Annotated in this window: 15 protein-coding genes; 10 read left to right on the forward strand and 5 right to left on the reverse strand. The window is 65.0% G+C overall.

Translation table 11 applies throughout. The features are described 5' to 3' along the window. Positions 1-99 precede the first annotated feature (99 nt). Positions 100-1,398, reverse strand: a complete 1,299-nt coding sequence (locus LOC59_RS14025) for a hypothetical protein (RefSeq protein ID WP_229972683.1) — start codon at positions 1,396-1,398, stop codon at positions 100-102. A 339-nt stretch (positions 1,399-1,737) separates the two neighbouring features. Between LOC59_RS14025 and LOC59_RS14030 the strand changes: the two genes are divergently transcribed. After that, complete coding sequence (locus LOC59_RS14030) at positions 1,738-2,823, forward strand: inositol-3-phosphate synthase (RefSeq protein ID WP_227896404.1); 1,086 nt, start codon at positions 1,738-1,740, stop codon at positions 2,821-2,823. A gap of 91 nt (positions 2,824-2,914) precedes the next feature. Here LOC59_RS14030 and LOC59_RS14035 read toward each other — a convergent pair whose 3' ends face one another. The 4 genes from LOC59_RS14035 to LOC59_RS14050 form a co-directional block, all read right to left on the reverse strand. Then, positions 2,915-4,582 (reverse strand): formate--tetrahydrofolate ligase, encoded by a 1,668-nt coding sequence (locus LOC59_RS14035; protein WP_227915917.1) that lies wholly within the window; start codon positions 4,580-4,582, stop codon positions 2,915-2,917. A 62-nt stretch (positions 4,583-4,644) separates the two neighbouring features. Next, positions 4,645-5,898: a D-inositol-3-phosphate glycosyltransferase gene (gene mshA, locus LOC59_RS14040; protein ID WP_227915916.1), complete on the reverse strand. Its 1,254-nt coding sequence runs from the start codon at positions 5,896-5,898 to the stop codon at positions 4,645-4,647. Positions 5,899-6,922: 1,024 nt separating this feature from the next. After that, on the reverse strand, positions 6,923-7,576 hold the full coding sequence (locus LOC59_RS14045) for a histidine phosphatase family protein (protein ID WP_227915914.1): 654 nt from the start codon (positions 7,574-7,576) through the stop codon (positions 6,923-6,925). A gap of 19 nt (positions 7,577-7,595) precedes the next feature. Then, a complete protein-coding gene (locus tag LOC59_RS14050) occupies positions 7,596-9,047 on the reverse strand; it encodes a CCA tRNA nucleotidyltransferase (RefSeq protein WP_227915913.1) in 1,452 nt (483 codons plus the stop codon). Positions 9,048-9,241: 194 nt separating this feature from the next. Between LOC59_RS14050 and LOC59_RS14055 the strand changes: the two genes are divergently transcribed. From LOC59_RS14055 to LOC59_RS14095, 9 genes are all read left to right on the forward strand, one after another. After that, positions 9,242-9,721 carry an NUDIX hydrolase gene (locus tag LOC59_RS14055; protein WP_422454040.1) on the forward strand — a complete coding sequence of 160 codons (480 nt, stop codon included), beginning with the start codon at positions 9,242-9,244 and terminating at the stop codon, positions 9,719-9,721. Positions 9,722-9,781: 60 nt separating this feature from the next. Beyond that, the gene (gene murJ / locus LOC59_RS14060) at positions 9,782-11,449 is read left to right on the forward strand and encodes a murein biosynthesis integral membrane protein MurJ (protein WP_227896410.1); all 1,668 of its coding nucleotides are present in this window, start codon (positions 9,782-9,784) and stop codon (positions 11,447-11,449) included. 163 nt (positions 11,450-11,612) lie between these two features. Then, complete coding sequence (locus LOC59_RS14065; protein WP_229972685.1) at positions 11,613-13,115, forward strand: discoidin domain-containing protein; 1,503 nt, start codon at positions 11,613-11,615, stop codon at positions 13,113-13,115. Between the two features lie 179 nt (positions 13,116-13,294). Continuing rightward, positions 13,295-14,329 (forward strand): thioredoxin-disulfide reductase, encoded by a 1,035-nt coding sequence (gene trxB, locus LOC59_RS14070; RefSeq protein ID WP_229972686.1) that lies wholly within the window; start codon positions 13,295-13,297, stop codon positions 14,327-14,329. A 22-nt stretch (positions 14,330-14,351) separates the two neighbouring features. Then, on the forward strand, positions 14,352-14,678 hold the full coding sequence (gene trxA, locus LOC59_RS14075; RefSeq protein ID WP_227896413.1) for a thioredoxin: 327 nt from the start codon (positions 14,352-14,354) through the stop codon (positions 14,676-14,678). 5 nt (positions 14,679-14,683) lie between these two features. Then, positions 14,684-15,868, forward strand: coding sequence for a peptidoglycan-binding protein (locus tag LOC59_RS14080; protein ID WP_229972688.1), 1,185 nt, complete (start codon positions 14,684-14,686; stop codon positions 15,866-15,868). Between the two features lie 86 nt (positions 15,869-15,954). Continuing rightward, positions 15,955-16,383, forward strand: a complete 429-nt coding sequence (locus LOC59_RS14085; RefSeq protein ID WP_227915910.1) for a hypothetical protein — start codon at positions 15,955-15,957, stop codon at positions 16,381-16,383. After that, on the forward strand, positions 16,380-16,688 hold the full coding sequence (locus LOC59_RS14090; protein WP_229972690.1) for a transcriptional regulator: 309 nt from the start codon (positions 16,380-16,382) through the stop codon (positions 16,686-16,688). Before LOC59_RS14085 ends, LOC59_RS14090 begins: the two co-directional genes overlap by 4 nt. 117 nt (positions 16,689-16,805) lie before the next feature. Beyond that, positions 16,806-17,384 (forward strand): dihydrofolate reductase family protein, encoded by a 579-nt coding sequence (locus LOC59_RS14095; RefSeq protein WP_229972692.1) that lies wholly within the window; start codon positions 16,806-16,808, stop codon positions 17,382-17,384. The last annotated feature ends 1,176 nt before the right edge of the window (positions 17,385-18,560 follow it).

Below are 18,560 nucleotides of genomic sequence, written 5' to 3' on the forward strand. Positions count from 1 at the left end.
CCAGTATGCAGGCGCTCCCGTGTGGACCTGGTGTCCTCTGCGACGAACTTCATGGCCTCATAGATCCGCTGTTCGCCTGAGACTGCCCGCTCGGGAACCTCACGAGGGCTGGAGGGTGCCGCCTCCGGACAGCTGATAGTCCTGGCCGCCCAGGTACGAGTTGCCCTCTGCAGCCGGGTCGTACGTGAGCGTGTGGCCATTGCCCGTGATGTTGGTGATCTCGCTGCCCGTTACCAGGGCGCCCTGGACCGACGTGGCGGAGGAGTCCGCCGTGAGTTCCACCGTGCTGGTGTTATCCAGTTCCAGCCCAACGTTGCCCAGCGTCCCGGTGACCTGGCTGTTGGCAGCCAGGGACACCGACAGCGTGCTCCCGGCGTCGGCGGTCAGCTGTCCTTCCAGCACCGTTTCCTGCAGCGACGCCGAAGCACTGCCGTTGTTGGAAACGCTGATCAGTGCGCCGGCTCCCGGGTCCAGTTTGGCTGCATTGCTGAGGTTGACGGCGGCACTGACGCCGTCCACGAAAACGGCGTTGCCGTCCTTGGCCGTCAGTGATCCGCCGGACATGCTGAAGGTTCCTCCGCCGGTGTTTCCCGGCGTGCTTGAGTACAGATAGGCGCCGTGGGTGCCGCCGGTCAGGTCGGAACTTGTTGCGCTCACCGAGTTGGCGCCCTCGACGACGGCGGCCTCGGCCAGTGCCGATGATCCGGTCAGTCCGCATACGGCAATGGTCCCGGTGGAATAAATGACGGCGGACAGTTCGCCGCCGGCAGTCGCGTTCCCGCCGCTGACTTGGACCTCTCCCCCGCCGCGGTCCGTGGCGATAACGCTGGAATGGTCACTGGCGGTGGAGAGCTGCGGGCTGACGGCAGTGATGCTGCCGCCCTCGGTGACCTCCAGGGCATGTGAAAAGCTGCCCTCGGTCTTCACGCTCACATCCTGCAGTGACGCCGAGGATCCGGTGCCGGTGGCAAACACCCCGTTGGCCCCGGCTCCCGTGGTTTCCACCGTGGTCCCGTTCATGGCCAGGGAGCCGCCTCCGGATACCAGCACGGCAGCGTTCAGTCCGGTAAAGCTGGAGGAATCAGTGCTGGAGCTGTCTCCCGACTTGCTGATGGTGGAGCTGCCAACGGCTTTCTGCGCACCACTGCCCACTTCCAGCGCGGAACTGTCCGCATCCGTTGCCGAGAAGTCGCTGTTCTCCGGGCTGGGGGTGGCGGAAGGTTCCGGCAGCTCACACTCGTCGGCCAGCTGCGGGGATGTGGAGGACTCCGCCGTCGGGCTCTGCGGGGATTCGTCGCCGCTCTGGGTGCAGGCGGTGAGCCCGCCTCCGGCCAGAAGTCCGGCGGCTGCCAGTACGACGGCGGCGCGGGCACGGAAGGCAGCTGGCATGTGACTCATGGTTCACTCCTAGTGGAGGGCTCCGGCGCTGTTCATCCAGCGTAGGCGCCCCGGTTGGCCCTGCCACCGGCCGTTGTCCAAAAGCGGTCAGCGGAGGGCGAGCCGGGTCTGGGTCTGCAGGGCGCCGGATTCAGTTTTGAGCTGGTGAAGCAGCCCGCCCAGGGCAGACATGCCCGGCACCGGGTGAGGTGCTGAAGCCCGGCGAAACGGCCCGGATTGGCGGCCCCGGGGAGTCACTGCCGGACGAAGTAGACTATGTCAGTTGCCTGCGCCGCCTGCTGCGGCAGATCCGCGCGTCAGCGGCGGGCGGCGGCACAGGAAAGCCTTCAAAGGAGAACAGTGGCAAATAACCCGATCCGGGTAGCAATCGTTGGTGTTGGAAACTGTGCTGCATCGCTGGTGCAGGGCGTCCATTACTACCGTGATGCCGACCCGACAGCAACCGTCCCCGGCCTGATGCACGTCCAGTTTGGCGACTACCACGTCAGCGACGTTCAGTTCGCCGCAGCTTTCGACGTCGATGCCAAGAAGGTCGGACTCGACCTGGCCCAGGCCATTGGTGCCAGTGAGAACAACACCATCAAGATCGCCGACGTCCCCGAGACCGGCGTCAAGGTCCAGCGCGGCCATACGCTCGACGGACTGGGCAAGTACTACCGCGAGACCATCTCCGAATCCGACGAGGATCCGGTAGACATCGTCGCCGAGCTCAAGGCCGCAAACGTTGATGTCATGGTCTGCTACCTGCCGGTCGGTTCCGAGCAGGCGGCGAAGTTCTACGCCCAGTGCGCCATCGACGCCGGCGTGGCATTCGTCAACGCCCTGCCCGTCTTCATTGCCGGCACTAAGGAATGGGCGGATAAGTTCACCGCCGCCGGCGTGCCGATCGTCGGCGACGATATCAAGAGCCAGATCGGCGCCACCATCACTCACCGCGTCATGGCAAAGCTGTTCGAAGACCGCGGCGTCACGCTGGACCGCACCTACCAGCTGAACGTGGGCGGCAACATGGACTTCAAGAACATGCTCGAGCGTGAGCGCCTGGAGTCCAAGAAGATCTCCAAGACGCAGGCCGTCACCTCCAATGTCGCCGCCGAACTGGCTGCCAAGGATGTCCACATCGGCCCGTCCGACTTCGTTGCGTGGCTGGATGACCGCAAGTGGGCCTTCGTCCGCCTGGAAGGACGGAACTTCGGCGACGCTCCGGTGTCCTTGGAGTACAAGCTGGAAGTGTGGGACTCCCCCAACTCCGCGGGCGTCATCATCGACGCCGTCCGTGCGGCGAAGATCGCGCTGGACCGCGGTGTCGGCGGCCCCATCCTCTCGGCGTCGAGCTACTTCATGAAGTCCCCGCCCGAGCAGTACAACGATGACCTGGCCCGCGAAAAGGTCGAGCAGTTCATCCGGGGCGAAGTGGAGCGCTAAGCTCCCCTCCCCCAAAAAAATGGAGATGCAGAAAGTGCACGTCCCGGCGCCGGGACGTGCACTTTCTGCTATCTCGATGATGACGAGGGCGTTAGAAGAGACCGGACGGCGTTCCGTCCGGCGCCACGCCCATCCGGAGAGCGGCCGGGGATTTGGGCAGCCCGGGCATGGTCATCACGGCGCCGGTCAGGGCGACGATGAACCCCGCTCCGGTCTTGGGCACCAGATCCCGCACGTGCACCGTGAAACCAACCGGGGCACCCAGCTTCGTGGCATCGTCCGAGAACGAGTACTGTGTCTTGGCCATGCACACCGGGAAGTGCTCCCAGCCATTGGCCTTGATTTCCTCCAGCCGGCGGAGCGCAGGGACGGAAAACTCGACGTCGTCCGCTCCGTAAATGTCCTGCACGACCGTGCGGATTTTCTCTTCGATGCTCATCTGCAGGGGGTACAGCGGCGCGAACGCAGAAGGCTTGCGGAGGGCCTCCAGCACCTTTGCTGCGAGGTCGTCACCGCCGGGTCCGCCGCCGCCCTCTGCCCAGACATCAGCCACCGCAGCCTCGACGCCCTCTTCCGAGCACCAGCTAAGGAGCCAGTCCAGTTCTTCCGGCGTGTCCGTGGTGAAGCGGTTTACTGCCACCACGGGCGTCAGGCCGAACCGGGCAATGTTCCGCACGTGCCTGCGCAGGTTCGCCGTCCCGGCTTCCAGGCCGGCAGGGTTTGGTTCGTCCAGACGGTCCCTGGGGACTCCGCCGTGCATCTTCAACGCCCGGACGGTGGCCACCACCACAACGGCGTCCGGGGCCACATCTGCCACCCGGGAGGTGATATCCATGTACTTCTCGGCACCCAGGTCGGCACCAAATCCGGCCTCGGTCACGACGACGTCGGCCAGTTCGCGGGCCAGTCCCGTCGCAATCACCGAGTTGCATCCGTGGGCGATGTTGGCGAACGGTCCGCCGTGGACCAGCGCGGGCGTACCGGCGATCGTCTGCACGAGATTGGGTTTGAGGGCGTCCTTGAGCAGCAGCGCCAGGGCACCCTGGACCCCGAGGTCCGCCACCGTCACGGGTTTGCGGTCATAGGTATAACCCACCGTGATCTGGGCCAGGCGGGAGGTGAGGTCTTCGATGCCGGTCGCCAGGCAGAAGATTGCCATGACCTCACTCGCAACGGTGATGTCAAAGCCGTCCTCCCGCGGCGTTCCCTGGGTGGGCCCGCCGAGGCCGATGACGATGTTGCGCAGCGCGCGGTCATTCATGTCCAGGACCCGCTTGAAAGTGATCCGCCGCGGGTCGATGTGCAATGCGTTGCCCTGGAAAATGTGGTTGTCCACCAGGGCAGCGAGGGCGTTGTTGGCGCTGGTGATGGCATGGAAGTCCCCGGTGAAGTGGAGGTTGATTTCCTCCATCGGCACTACCTGGGAATAGCCGCCTCCCGTCGCGCCGCCTTTCATGCCCAGGACCGGGCCCAGGGAAGGCTCGCGCAGGGCAATCACTGTTTTTCGGCCGGCGCGCGCCAGTGCGTCCCCGAGCCCGACGGTCACGGTGGACTTCCCCTCCCCTGCCGGAGTGGGGCTCATGGCCGTCACGAGGACGACTTTGCCCAGCTCCTCACGGGACGGGACAAGCGCCGGGTCCACTTTCGCCTTGTAGCGGCCGTAGAGTTCCAAGGCGTTGTCCGGGATTCCGGCGGCTTGGGCGACGGCGGTGATGGGCTGCATCTTTGCGGCACGGGAGATGTCGAGATCGTTGGGCATGGTTCCACGCTCGCATCAGCCCCGGCCACCGTCAATGGGTCCGTTCCGGCAGGGCAGCGCGGCTAGTTGTGCACGGCGTGGGCGGAGAACTCGTCCGCGGCCTGCGCGTATCCCTGCACTGTCAGCATTGCTGTGCGCTGCCAGCCGAAGGAACGCGCGTGGACTGCGGCGGAGCGCCCCAGGTCGGATCGCCAGGAGGCGTGGTCGTACAGCGCCTCGAGTTCGGCAGCCCAGCGGGCCGGATCGTGTCCCTGGACCAGCACGCCCGTACGGCCCGAGCTGACCGCCTTCGGCAATCCGCCGACGTCGGCCGCAATGACCGGCGTTCCGCAGGCTTGGGCTTCCAAGGCCACCAGCCCGAAGGACTCGCTGTAGGAGGGCACCGCCACGAGGTCGGCGGAGCGGAACCAGCCGGCGAGCCCGCCGGCGGCAACGGGGGGATGAAGGTGGACAATTCCCTGCAGGCCGGCAGAACGCACCGCTTCCTCCAGGTCCAGGACTTCGGAACCGCTTGGCGCGCCCAGGATGCTGACGCGCAGCGGAATATCCGGCCGCGAGGCCCGCAGCCGGGCGGCGGCCTCGACCAGGACCTGGGGTCCCTTCATCCGCTGGATACGGCCGGCAAAGACAACATGGAACTCGTCGCGGCGGACACCGTGCAGCGGCTTAGCCAGGGCACGTCCCGCGGGGGAGAAAACGTCCAGGTCGACACCGGGTGCCACGACGTCGATGGCGGACTGGCGTGCGCCGTACCAGCTCACCAGCTCCAGTGCTTCGGTGGTGGTATTGGCTATCAGCCGTGCAGCGGAGTCGACTATGTCCTGTTCGCCCTGGATCCGCACGTCCGGTTCGGGCCGGTCGCCCGGCTGGAGCTGGAGGTTCTTGACCCGTGCCATGGTGTGCATGGTGTGGACCAGCGGGGTCTCGAGCTCCCGGGAAAGGGTGAGTCCCGCAACGCCCGAAACCCAGTAGTGCGAGTGCAGGACGTCGTACCTGCCGCGGTGCGGCAGCCTGCGGGCCGCATCCCTGATGCCTTCACTGAGTTCCTCGATGAAGCCGGGAAGCAGTTCCTTGGCCACCTGCCGGCGTGGTCCGGCGGGGATGTGCCGGACAACGGCTCCGGGGGCGATCTCCACGGCTGGAGGCTGGTCCGGCGAGCTGGCACGCGTGAAGATATCCACTTCAACGCCCATTTTCGCCATTTGGAGGGCAACCGAACGAACGTAGACGTTCATGCCGCCGGCGTCGCCGGAGCCAGGCTGTTCGAGTGGCGAGGTATGCAGCGAGAGCATGGCCACCCGGTTGACCTGGGGCACAGCACTCCCTTCGTCACTGGCCTGTGTTTCCTACCTATCGACCATACAACGCCGGGAGGTCCCGCTTTGATTCCTTACCCCCGGGATCCCCGCGCAACCACGCGGATCCCGGGGCAAGGGTGTGCAGGCTCTCACGGGCCCGGCCGCCCCCTGGTGCGGCTTGAGGAGGTGTACAGGTTCAGCAGGTCAAGCTGCCGCTCCTCAGCCGCCTCAAGTGCGCGTGTACTCCGGACGAGGCTGCCGCGAAGGGCGCGGACCAGCCGCCCCAGCCCCGGCAGCCTGAACATGCGGGACCGGCTTCTCCGCGGATGACTGGAGGATCCAACGCCGGCCGCAGTGCCCTCAAGGCGGCGGGGTTTCGCGGGTAATGGACGTAAAGATTGAGGGTATTCATCCTCGTGCAGCCCTAAAAAGGGCAGGTTTGAATTAGGCATGGTGATTTCTCCGAAAAAAGGCGCATTGAAGGCGCAGAAATTAAACGCTAAAGAAGCGTGATTAAGGGTCCGGAGTCATTGATGTATTCCTGTCGGGAATATTCCGCGTGCTGATGTATGGCCGCATCGGGTGCGGACAGGCAGCGGAAATGCCGGGAGCCAGGAGTTGTGCGAATGACGCCGATAGGGCCGGGCAGGAACCGGTGTGCCGTGCGGACCGGACTGCCGGTCCGAGCGCGGGGCAGGGTTACGGAGTGGTCCGCGTCCCGTGCAGCCGGCCGGGCTCAAAGCCCGCCGTCGGTGCGGCTCCACACCGCCCAGTACGGATGCTCAGGCCCGGGGTGCCCGTGGCGAACAGTGTCCGCCAGGCAATGCCTGCGAAGTCGTTATCCATAGTCCACCCCTTTTTCCGTGCCTGTCCGTGCAGATAATGTCTGCCCGGAAACCGATCCGTTCATTCGCCCAGCGTGACATCAAAGTGACATCAAAGCGAGATCAGTGTGTGATCAGTCTCGACGGGGCGCTGGAAAAAATATAACCCGCTGCCGGCACGCTGCCAAGTCCTAAATGCAAAAAGTTTTAAAACTTTTTCAGATATTCCATCTGAGGATCGCCGGGGTGTGCTTATCCCAGCCCAGCACGCAGACCGCCGCAGTGGCCAGGGCGAGATGCCTGCCCTTGTCTGGAGGCAGGCCCAGCCAGCGTGCGGCCAGCACGCGCAGGAAGTGCCCGTGGGCCACCAGCAGCGCCTGTTCAATCGGAACTGCCCCCGGGTCCCTGTCCATCTCGGTGCCGCAGCCGGCCTGCACCGCGGAAATGATGCGGTCTGCCCGGGCAGCAACGTCCGCGAGGGTTTCACCGCCGGGAACGCCGTCGTTCCAGATGATGTAGCCGGGATTCTCTGCCCTCACCTGGGTGCTGCGGCGGCCCTCGTTTTCTCCGTAGTCCCACTCATGGGCATGCGGGAGCACTTCGGCGTCCGGATGGCCGAGGAGTTCGGCCGTCCGGCGGGCGCGGACCAGCGGAGATGTGAACACCCTGTCGAAATCTACGTGGCCGAGCTTCTCCCGTGCGGCGGCGGCCTGCTCCTCGCCGGCCGCCGTCAGCGGGATATCCGTGAGTCCCGTGTAATTGCCGTCCCGGGACCATTCAGTCTCCCCGTGCCTGACCAGCCAGAGGGTGGGCAGTGCCGTCCCGGAAGGGGTCAGGTCCGGCGCTACCGGCCAGAGGTTCTCTGCAGTCATCGGGAGTCCTTTTTCGTCCTTAGTCTTCCGCCGCGGCCTGGCTGCTCTCCGGCTGATCCTGCCACCATGTCCGCAGTTTTGCCTCAGCTTCCTGCGGGTCCGCCGGACCGTTCTCCATCCGTTCCTCCAGCAGGAAGCGGTAAGCCCGGCCCACCACCGGGCCCGGCCCGATCCCCAGCAGCGCCATGATCTGGCTGCCGTCAAGGTCCGGGCGGATGGCGGCAAGCTCTTCCTGCTCGGCCAGCTTTGCGATCCTCTGTTCGAGGTCATCGTAGGCGAAAGCCAGGCGCTCGGCCTTGCGCCGGTTGCGGGTCGTCACGTCGGAGCGTGTGAGGCGGTGCAGCCGCTCCAGGAGGGGGCCGGCGTCGTTCACATAACGGCGCACGGCGGAATCGCTCCAGCCGGCGTCGCCGTAACCGTAGAACCTCATGTGCAGCTCCACCAGGCGCGACACTGCCTTGATGGTGTCGTTGTCGAAGCGCAGGGCCTTCATCCGCTTAGCCGCCAGCTTGGCGCCGACGACGTCGTGGTGCAGGAAGCTGACGGATCCCGTGGATTCGAAGCGCCGCGTGGCGGGCTTGCCGACGTCGTGCATCAGCGCAGCGAAGCGGAGCACGAAGTCGGGGCCGGGCACCGGACCGTCCGCGCCTGTCTCCTGGTCGCAGGCCTGGCGCAGCACGGTCAGGGAGTGCTGGTAGACGTCCTTGTGGCGGTGGTGCTCGTCGATCTCCAGCTTCAGCGCCGAGACCTCGGGGAGCACGTAGTCGGCCAGGCCGCTTTCCACGAGCAGGTCGATCCCGTCCGCGGGGGCCTTGCCGTTGATCAGCTTCACGAGTTCATCGCGGACGCGCTCGGCGGAAATGATGGTGATCCGCTCCGCCATGTCCTTCATCGCCTCGAAGACCTCCGGGGCGAGTGCGACGTTCAGCTGGGAGGCAAAGCGCGCCGCACGCATCATGCGGAGGGGATCATCAGAGAACGACGTCGATGGTGCACCGGGCGTGCGCACCTGCCCGGCGTGCAGGTCCCGGACTCCGCCGAACGGATCCACGAGCTCCATCTGCGGAAGCCGCAGAGCCATGGCGTTCATGGTGAAGTCCCGGCGGAACAGGTCGTCCTCGAGCCGTTCCCCGAACGCAACAGCCGGCTTCCGGGAATCCGGGTCGTAGGCGTCTGCACGGTAGGTCGTGATTTCGATCTGGAAGCCGTCCTTGCGCATCCCGATCGTTCCGAACTCGCGTCCGATTTCCCAGTACGTGTCGCACCACCCGCGCACGACCTTGATGATGTCGTCCGGGCGGGCGTTGGTCGTGAAATCCAGGTCAGGAGAGACGCGGCCAAGGAACAGGTCGCGGACCGGGCCGCCCACCAGGGACAGCTCAAACCCGGCAGCTTCGAAGAGGGCTCCGAGCCGGGGAATGACATCGGGCAGGGGTGTATCGGGAAACGAGCTGTCGGAAAGGTGCGCCATAGTGCTTTAAGCGTGCCAGATAAACCGTCCGGTGCGGACAACACCGGCTGCAAAGGACGCGGACACGCCGGGGTTGCCGCGGCGGCGCGGGGGCAGGCTCCGAACAGTCATCATCGCTTCGGAAAGATAGTTAGAGTGGGGGTATGGCCCATCCCGTCCCGAGTGCGCCCAAGCGGACCCCATTGACTGCGTCAATGGGAAGCTCCGGCGCGCACCCGGCCCACGCGGCCCTTCCCACGGTGGAAGAAGTCTCTGCCGGCGGCATTGTGGTGGATTCCACGGACCCCCAGCTGCCGGTTGCCATCATTGCCCGCCTCAACCGCGGCGGACGGCTCGAATGGTGCCTTCCCAAGGGACACCCCGAGGATGATGAAGACAACCAGCAGGCCGCCATCCGTGAGATCGCGGAGGAAACCGGGATCGACGGCCGGATCCTCACCGCCCTGGGAAGCATCGACTACTGGTTCACGGTCAGCGGCCACCGGGTCCACAAGACGGTCCACCACTACCTGCTGGAAGCAGTGGGCGGGGAACTGACCATCGAAAACGACCCGGACCACGAGGCGGTCGACGTTGCCTGGGTCCCCCTGAGCATGCTGGGACGGCGGCTCTCCTTTCCCAATGAGCGGCGCATCGCCGACCTCGCCCGGGAAATTCTGCCCAAGCATCTCTAGGTGCGGCCCGCGGCCCTGCGTTGAGCCAACGCTGCCTGAAGGTGAGAGCATAAGGACATAATGGCCGCACAGATTACCGCTCCCAGTACCGCCCGTTCGAGCGCCGTGATGGCCGCGGGAACCATGGTCTCCCGTGTACTCGGGCTCGTCCGCACCTCCCTGCTCGCCGTAGCGATCGGCAGCACTGCCGGTGTCACTGACCTCTTCGGCGTCGCAAACGTCCTGCCCAACTTCATTTACCTGCTGGTCGCCGGCGGCGTGTTCAACGCCGTGCTCGTCCCGCAGATCATCAAGGCAAGCAAGCGCGAAGACCGGGGCACCGAATACGTCTCGCGGATCATGACCCTGAGCCTCACTTTCCTGGCCGGCATTGCCCTGGTCGCCACCCTCGCCGCGCCGCTCGTCGTCTCCCTCGGCACACGCCTGAGCGGAGATGAACTGGCCCTGGCCACCACGTTCGCGTACTGGCTCCTGCCGCAGATTTTCTTCTACGGCGCCTATGCGGTGATCGGCCAGATCCTGAACGCCAATGGCCGCTTTGGCGCCTATATGTGGGCGCCCGTCGTCAACAACCTCGTAGCCATCGGCGGGCTTGTCCTCTTCATCTCGCTCATCGGCCGGGAGACCACCGAGCAGTTCGCCCCGGACACCTGGACGCCTACGGCCACGCTGATTCTGGCAGGAAGCACCACGCTCGGCGTTGTCCTGCAGGCACTGGTGCTGCTGTTTCCGCTGAAGAAGCTCGGGCTGGGACTCCGGCCTTCCTTCGGCCTGCGCGGAGTAGGGCTTGGCGATACCGCCCGGGTGGCTAAATGGACCATCATCACCATGCTGGTCGGCAACGGCGCCTACCTCGTCTACACAAACGTGGCCACGATCGCCACCGAAGCACGGCCGGCGTTCCTGGCGATGAATCCTCCGCAGCAGATCGCCGGGCAGGTGAACCTCGAGACCGCGGCAATGCTGTACATCATTCCGCACTCCGTCATAGCGCTGTCCCTGGCCACAGTCCTGTTTAACCGGATGTCCCACTCTTTCGTGGAAAAAAACCTCGACGGCGTGCGGGAGACCATTTCGCGCGGCCTGCGGGTCATCGGCGTAGCCACTGTCTTCTGCGCCGCGGTGATGGTGGTCCTGGCAGGCCCGATCGGCATGTGGTTCGGAGGCGGATCCAACGCTTCGGCAGCGGTCCAGGGGCAGGTGCTTGTCCTCCTGGCCGTGAGTGCCCCTTTCCTCAGCGCAACGTTCCTGATGAACCGGGCCTTCTACGCCAGTGAAGACGCCAAGACGCCAATGATCATGCAGATCATCCTCGCTGTGCTGGGCATCAGCCTGGCCTTGGTTGCCGCCGCGCTGCCCGCGGACCGGATTGTCTTTGGCCTCGCCGTGGCGTACTCGATCGGGAACATTTGCGCCGTGGTGCTCAGCCACATTTTCCTCAAGCGCAAGCTGGGCTATTACGGTGCGGACCGGGTGTTCGACGTCCACGTGCGGCTTACTGTGGCTGCTCTCGCCGCGGCCGCAGTTGGGGCAGCCGCCCTGGCAGCCTTGGGCGGATACAGCGCGGACGGCTTCGCCTGGCAGTCCCTCATCAGTGCCACCGTTGTGCTGGCCGTCTGCGGCGTGCTGATGACCGCGGTGTACCTCGGGATGCTCCGGGTGCTGAAAGTACGTGAACTGGAAGAGTTGCTGAAACCCGTCCTGGCGAAGTTCCTGCGCCGGGCCTAAGACGACCAACTCCGGCTTTGCTGCCTGCCGCGGGTAGCATGGGTACAAAGTGGGCAGTACGGGAAGGCCTGGAGGGCCCGCGCGTATTAACCGCACCGGCAGCCTCACCGGCGCCGGAAGCAGCATCTCTTCGCAGACATAGCCGTTTCCACGGGAGGAACACGTGCCACAGCCGGTAAACGCTGGATCAGTGCTGGGCGGCCGATACAAGGTCACTGCCCAGGTGCTGGCATCGGCAGAGAATGACCTCGTCCTCGACGGAGTGGACCAAGTGCTCAACCGCGCCGTCAGCATTCTTGTAGCTGCGCCGCAGAACGCCACGCAGGTCAGTGCAAGCGCACGTGAGATCGCCATTGGCGAGCGGCAGTCGACGGTGCAGATCCTGGATCTGGGCGTCAGCGACGGACGCACCTACCTGGTGACCTCCAGCGGCAACGCAGCCGATCTGCTGGACCTGGTCATCGAACGCGACGCCCCGTACGTCGAACCGTTCTTCACCGACACGCTGGGCTCGGAGATTTTCGGCGTCGCTCGCTCACGCGAGCCTGAGACGGTCGAAGAGGACCGCTACGTCGAGGACCGCCCGGACCGTAAGCCGCTCCTCTCCGGGCTGTCCAAGCCGCACCTCCCGCGCTTCGGCCGCGGCGCGGGTGCTGCCGCGGGCGGCGCAGCCGCAGGAGCAGCTTCGGCCGCTGCCGCACGGGACCTGGAGTACGGCGGCGCGCAGGAAGCACCTGCCGAGGCAGCCACGGGTGCCGCGTCCATTCCTCCGCCGCCGCGCCAGAGCCCGAAGGGCTCAGCCCAGACCACGCCCGCCCGGACGGTTCCGGCCGGCGAGCCCAAAGTCAGCCGCTGGGACGAAGAAGACGACTTCCCGGCCGAAGGCTACGCTGCCGCCGGACAGGACACCCGGCAGGCCTCCAGCTTTCCCCGCACGGCGCTGGACTCCGACTATGACTCCGGAGACTACGACGATGACGAGCGGGATGAGGACGACGGCGCCGGCAACGGCAACAGCCGCAAATTCGGCCGCCTGCTGGTAGGCGCCATCCTGAGCCTGATCCTGATCGTCGCGGTGGTCTTCTCCTTCACCAGCCTGGGCAAGGTCGGCGACTTCTTCGCCGCGAACCCTGAACCTACGCCCAGTGCCGAGGCTCCAAGCACCACGGAAGGCGCCCCGGCTGAAACGGGGACAGCGCTGCCCGCGCCTGCCACGGCAGGCGTTACCCGGCTGGTTCCGGGCAACCAGGAGCTGGATTCGGCGAACGACGCCGCCCTCCCGCAGATCGTCGACGGCAATGCGGCCAGCTACTGGTCCAGCTACGTCTACGCGTCCGACACGTTCGGCGGCCTGGCCCCCAGCCTGGCGCTCGTCGTCGAGCTCGAAGAAGAGTCGGCCATCACCAAGGTCGACATCACCCAGCTCAACGGCAGCGGCGGAAGCTTCTCTGTGATGCTGAATGATTCGCCGTCCCTGGATGGCGCCCAGACGGTCGCACAGAGCGGCTTCACCGGCCCGGAGACATCGATTACGGTCCCCAAGGTGGACGGCGAACCGGTGTCGGCGAGCTACGTCATCATCAACTTCACCCAGCTGCCGCGGCTCAGCGGTGTACAGGCCGAGTACCCCTGGGGCCTGCGGATCGCGGAAATTGCCGTGTCCTGATCTGCCGCATTTCAGCCGCCGGGAACCGCCCCGGCGGCTGACCATGTGATGCAGGAGCCATTCGGAATAAGCTGTTGCCTGACAGTGTTGTGACGGGTGGCTAGAGATACCCCGGGCGTCCCACCAACCGGAAGACGGCCGTTCTCCACCGAGACTTCAAGGAAAGAGGTTCACAGCACGTGAGCACAGAAATTCGCCCTGACACCGCAGCTTCCACCCAGGAAGTCCGTGACGTCATCATTGTTGGTTCCGGCCCCTCCGGCTACACCGCGGCCATCTACACAGCCCGGGCGAACCTCAAGCCGCTGCTGATCGCCAGCTCGGTCACCGCCGGCGGCGAACTGATGAACACCACTGATGTGGAAAACTTCCCCGGCTTCCCTGAAGGCATCATGGGCCCTGACCTCATGGTGAGCCTCGAGAAGCAGGCGAGCCGGTTCGGTACCGAGATCCTCTTCGAAGACGTCACCAGCGTGGACCTCTCGGGCGACGTCAAGAAGGTCACCATCGGACCCGGTGAAACCTTCCTCGCCCGGTCCGTAATCATCTCCACCGGATCCGCCTACCGTGAGCTGGGCCTGGAAGACGAAAAGCGCCTGTCCGGCCGCGGCGTGAGCTGGTGCGCAACGTGCGACGGTTTCTTCTTCAAGGGCCAGGACATCGCCGTCATCGGCGGCGGCGATTCCGCCCTGGAAGAAGCCCTCTTCCTGACCAAGTTTGCATCCTCGGTGACCCTGGTGCACCGCCGCAGCACCCTGCGCGCCTCCAAGATCATGCAGGACCGCGCCCTTGCCAATGAGAAGATCCGCTTCGTCTGGGACTCCGAGGTCGTTGGTATCCACGGCGAAGACAAGGTCACCGGCGCCCGGCTGCGCAACACGCAGGACGGTTCCGAATCAGACCTGGCCGTCACGGGAATCTTCGTGGCCATCGGCAACGACCCGCGCGTCGACCTGGTCCGCGGCCAGCTCGAGCTGACTGAAGCCGGAACCATCGCCGTCCAGGGCCGGACCTCCAAGACCTCCCTCCCCGGCGTTTTCGCCGCGGGCGACGTCATCGACCCGACCTACCGGCAGGCCATCACCGCAGCCGGCTCGGGCTGCGTGGCTGCGCTCGACGTCGAGCACTACCTGGCAGACATGGGCTCGGCAGCTACCGCCGCCACAGTCCCCACCCCGGCATCGGAAACAGTTTCCGAAAACGCTGCCGTCTAGAGATCCACAAGGAGCAAGAACAATGAGCAACGCCAAAGACGTAACGGATTCCTCCTTCGGCACCGACGTACTGACCGCCGACAAGCCGGTAATCGTGGACTTCTGGGCTGAGTGGTGCGGTCCCTGCCGGATGCTCTCCCCCATCCTCGACGACATCGCAGCGCAGTACGCGGACAAGGTCGACGTCGTGAAGGTCAATGTGGACGACAATCCGGCGATCGCCGCCAAGTACGGCATCACGTCCATCCCCGCCGTCTACGTCTTCAAGGGCGGTGAGGTTGCTGCCACGTCGATCGGCGCGAAGCCGAAGCAGGTTCTCGAGCAGGAATTCGCGGCGTTCCTGAAGTAGGCCTCATGATGCATCCGACGGACGATTGTCTGCGGAGGCTGGACTCCAGCCGGCGCGTGGTGGCGCTTCGCGAAGCGCTGCTGCGCGCCGGCATTCCCATGTCCTACCTCGCGCCTGATGCCGTCAACGACCCCACCGTCTTCGACGACCATGTCGATGCCGCCGTGCGCGCCTTCCAGCAAAGCCGCGGCCTGATCGTCGACGGCGTGGCGGGGCCGGACACCCAGCGCGCGCTGGCCGAAGCCCAGTTCCGTTTCGGTGACCGTCCCCTCGCCTACGTCGAGGACCAGCCGGCCGTGCGGGGCGACGACGTCGCCGAACTGCAGCGCCATCTGTCCCACCTGGGTTTCTACTACGGCCACATTGACGGCGAATTCGGTGTGCGCACCAGATACGCGGTGGCCGAGCTCCAAGAGAACCTGGGTATCCCCGGTACGGGCGTGTGCGACGGCGACACGGTGACCGCAATGTCCCGGGTGAACCGTGCCATTTCCCCCAGCCAGGCCTTCGCGCTGCGCGATTACGAGCGCTTGGACCGCTCCACCGCTGCCCTGCGCGGCCGCACCATCACCCTCAACACCGGCCGCTCACAAACGCCCTCTGAACACGTCACCGAACGCCTGAGCGGCCAGCCCCTGACGGAATTGCTCGTGGCCTCGGACGTCAGCGAGCGGGTAGAGCGGATCCTGAAGGAGTTCGGCGCCGAGGTAGTGGCCTGGGACCCTAACGGCACCGATCCGATGAGCAGGCTGCCCAGCCTGAACGTCGACATTCACTGCGACTGGCTGGACCAGCCGGCTGCGTCAGGCATCGCCGCCTACTACTGGGGACTGCCGTCCACCGGCGAGCCCCGCTCCCCCATCGGGCAGCGTGCCGCGATCCTGATGATCAAGGAACTGGCAGCGCGGACGGACATGGAAAGTCTCGGCGTGCACGCCCGCACGTGGGACACCCTGAAGCTTCCGGGCATCCCTTCGGTGGGAATCGACCTCGGCTATCTCAGCAACTTCCATGACGCCCACAGGCTTGCTGATCCGGTGTTCCGGCAGACTGTGGCTGATTCCATTGTCATCGCGATCCAGCGGCTCTATCTGCTCGAGGAAGAGGATCAGCCCACAGGCACCCTGGTCCTCGACGACGTCAGCCGGTTCAATCCGGCCGACGAGCATAGGCGGGTTTCCGGCCTGTAAAGACCTTGAATGCCGTGCAGGCCGGAATCCCGGCCTGCACGGCATTACTCTTTCCAGACCGAAAACTATGTCTTATCGTTTCCGCCATGGAAACTAACGGACCCCTCCCGGACGGAAACCGGGCGTCGGCGGATCTGTCCGCTGCCAGGAATGCACAGGACGCCATCCGCAGCCTCGCCTGGCCGTGGTGGCTCTACGCTGCCAACGGGGTCCTCCTCGGTGCTGCTGCGATCCTTCCGCTGCTGGACTCGCCCACAGGATCCGGTCTCCTGGCTGTCCTGGTGATGGGCCTCTGCTTTTTCAACTACTGGGCCGGGTCCCGTATGGGTGCCCCGTTTGCCGTGCCGCGGATCCGTGCGTTCCTGGCTGCCGTCGTACTCTCCGGAGTCTTCCTGACTGCGTCGATCGTGGCGGCAGAAATGGGTCTCACCCGAATGGTGTTGTTCTGTGCGGCGGGAACCGTGGCGAGTTACGCCGTCGGCTCGATAGTTCATTACCGGGTTACCCGCCGTTGAAAGCCGAACTTGATCCCCACATACATCCCACGGCACGGCTGCGGCTCTGCGCCATGCTGGCCGCCGGAACATCGGTGGAGACTTCTGTCCTCCGGACGACCCTTGGCCTGTCCCCGTCTGCGTTCAGCAAGCAGGTAACTGCGCTGGTGGACGCCGGTTACGTGAGCCAGGAGCGCGGAACCCTGGATTCCAGGAAGACCTGGCTCAGCCTAACGAAGGACGGTTTCAAGGCCTACCGTGGACATGTAAAGGCACTCGAAGAGATAGTCTCGGGCACGTTCGGGCACGGCTCCCACAACCGTTAGGGGACCGTGCTGCACTGGCTCTCCGTGCGGAGACCGGCTGGCTGGGAATGGCCGCACTCTCGCGGAGAAGAAGTCCCGGCTTGTACGTTGGGGGTCTCTACACCTGAGGAGAGCTCCGTGGGCAAGGTAGTCATGTACAGCTCCGTATCACTGGATGGTTACATCTCAGACCAGCAAGACCAGCCGGGTCCGCTGTTCGAGTGGCTGACCGGCGGCGATGTACCCCTGGATGCCAGCGGGGAACTGAAGGTGTCCCAGGCTTCCTTCGAGTACACCCGGAGCTATTGGGACCAGATCGGAGTGACCGTCGTCGGACGCCACGTCTTCGATCTGACAGAAGGCTGGGACGGAAACCCTCCGTCCGGAGTGGACCATATGGTTGTAGTCACCCATCGGCCTCCCCCAGCGGACTGGGACCCGGAGGGTTCGTTCTACTTTGTCGAGGGCATCGAGGCGGCTATTGCCGCAGCGCAGGAACTCGCGGGCAGTCGGATCGTCGAAGTCGCAGCTGGCGACGTTGGAGGGCAGGCGTTCGCCGCCGGGTTAGTGGACGAGGTGCGAATGGACGTTGCACCCGTCGTCTTTGGATCCGGGAAGCGCTACTTCGGCGGCGTTGATACGCAGCAAGCATTGGGCGATCCCCAGGTGTTGGTCGGGAACCGGGTGCTTCACCTTCGATATCCAGTACTCCGCTGACGGGGGTCATACTTATAGCCTCCCCTGAAATCACTCGGCACCCACCCGCGGCATACTTGTCCCATAGCGAAAACTACGCGTCTCTGCTCCCACCACGCCGGCCTAGTCCCGGTCGCTTCAGATACCAAACCCCAGTATCGGTCAGTCTGCAGAGAACACGCTGAACAGGCCCCGGGCTCCTAATCCTCCCAAAGGTGTTGTGTAGCGGCGGGGCTGACTGCGGCCTAAGAGTGTTCCGTCCGAGGAAGCGGTACCGCTGCAGCATCACTTGGCGTGGGGAGTTCAGCGATCTGGATCAGCGCGGTCCTGGATTACCGATGGTGGTGTTTCACGTGAAACTGTTCCGGCAGCTGGGCAGCTGACGTCGGGCTCGGAGATGAGCCAGAGCGGTGGTTGACGGTTCCTGGCCGGTATCGAGATCCTCTTCGACGTGCACCGCTACATCCATGCCCCATCCCAGCCACCGTCGACGTCCATCTCGTTCCCCTTCCCGTTCCCGTTCCGATTCTCATTCCTGGTCTACCAGCCGGTCACTCACTCGCATTCTCCCGCTCCGCTCCCGCACTCGCTCCCGCTCCCGCACTCGCTCCCGCACTCGCACTCGCACTCGCACTCGCACTCGCACTCGAACTCGAACTCGAGGGATTGTCGATATCGAACGCAGCTGTGTCCCGCACCTCGTCTCCGAACCGTAGGCCAGCACATGTCGTCCACGGTGCGCTCGTTCTTCCGGGTGGATCGGCTGGCTAGGGGGCGGTCGGTCCTTGGGTGATCACGCGGCGCACAGCAGGCCGGCCAAGCCTCACGCGTCGTTCAATGCGACGGTCGGTGGGGCTCCGGCACCTCAAGCCTGCACGGCCCCACAGTGGTACCTTGTCGTTTCACGTGAAACGACGTACCCACGGTGTGCGAAGACGCAATGATCCCTGTTCCGTCAGCGGTCGTGCGCATGAGCCAGAGCCTATGCAACCGCGCCATCGACATCTCTGCGTGATACCCCGTCGGCTGTTAACCGCAGAACCGAGACCGCGATCATCGGGAATACACTGAGTCCTCCTTCTTCGATTTTCGCCGTGCTTACACCAGGGAAATGGCGGAGGCAAAGCTGTCACGATCCGCGGTGTTGACTACAAACTCGCCGGTGCCGCCGACGGATCTCACTGACCTGAGGAGAGA

It is taken from the genome of Arthrobacter sp. zg-Y916 (assembly GCF_020907385.1).
Taxonomy (GTDB): Bacteria; Actinomycetota; Actinomycetes; order Actinomycetales; family Micrococcaceae; genus Arthrobacter_B; species Arthrobacter_B caoxuetaonis.

Bases quoted from the DNA above. Each gene is read 5' to 3' on its own strand.
- LOC59_RS14085 (WP_227915910.1), top strand. From the start codon at position 15,955: ATGGAAACTAACGGACCCCTCCCGGACGGAAACCGGGCGTCGGCGGAT.
- LOC59_RS14035 (WP_227915917.1), bottom strand. From the start codon at position 4,582: ATGCCCAACGATCTCGACATCTCCCGTGCCGCAAAGATGCAGCCCATC.
- LOC59_RS14080 (WP_229972688.1), top strand. From the start codon at position 14,684: ATGATGCATCCGACGGACGATTGTCTGCGGAGGCTGGACTCCAGCCGG.
- LOC59_RS14050 (WP_227915913.1), bottom strand. From the start codon at position 9,047: ATGGCGCACCTTTCCGACAGCTCGTTTCCCGATACACCCCTGCCCGAT.
- LOC59_RS14045 (WP_227915914.1), bottom strand. From the start codon at position 7,576: ATGACTGCAGAGAACCTCTGGCCGGTAGCGCCGGACCTGACCCCTTCC.
- murJ (WP_227896410.1), top strand. From the start codon at position 9,782: ATGGCCGCACAGATTACCGCTCCCAGTACCGCCCGTTCGAGCGCCGTG.
- LOC59_RS14055 (WP_422454040.1), top strand. From the start codon at position 9,242: ATGGGAAGCTCCGGCGCGCACCCGGCCCACGCGGCCCTTCCCACGGTG.
- LOC59_RS14025 (WP_229972683.1), bottom strand. From the start codon at position 1,398: ATGAGTCACATGCCAGCTGCCTTCCGTGCCCGCGCCGCCGTCGTACTG.
- trxA (WP_227896413.1), top strand. From the start codon at position 14,352: ATGAGCAACGCCAAAGACGTAACGGATTCCTCCTTCGGCACCGACGTA.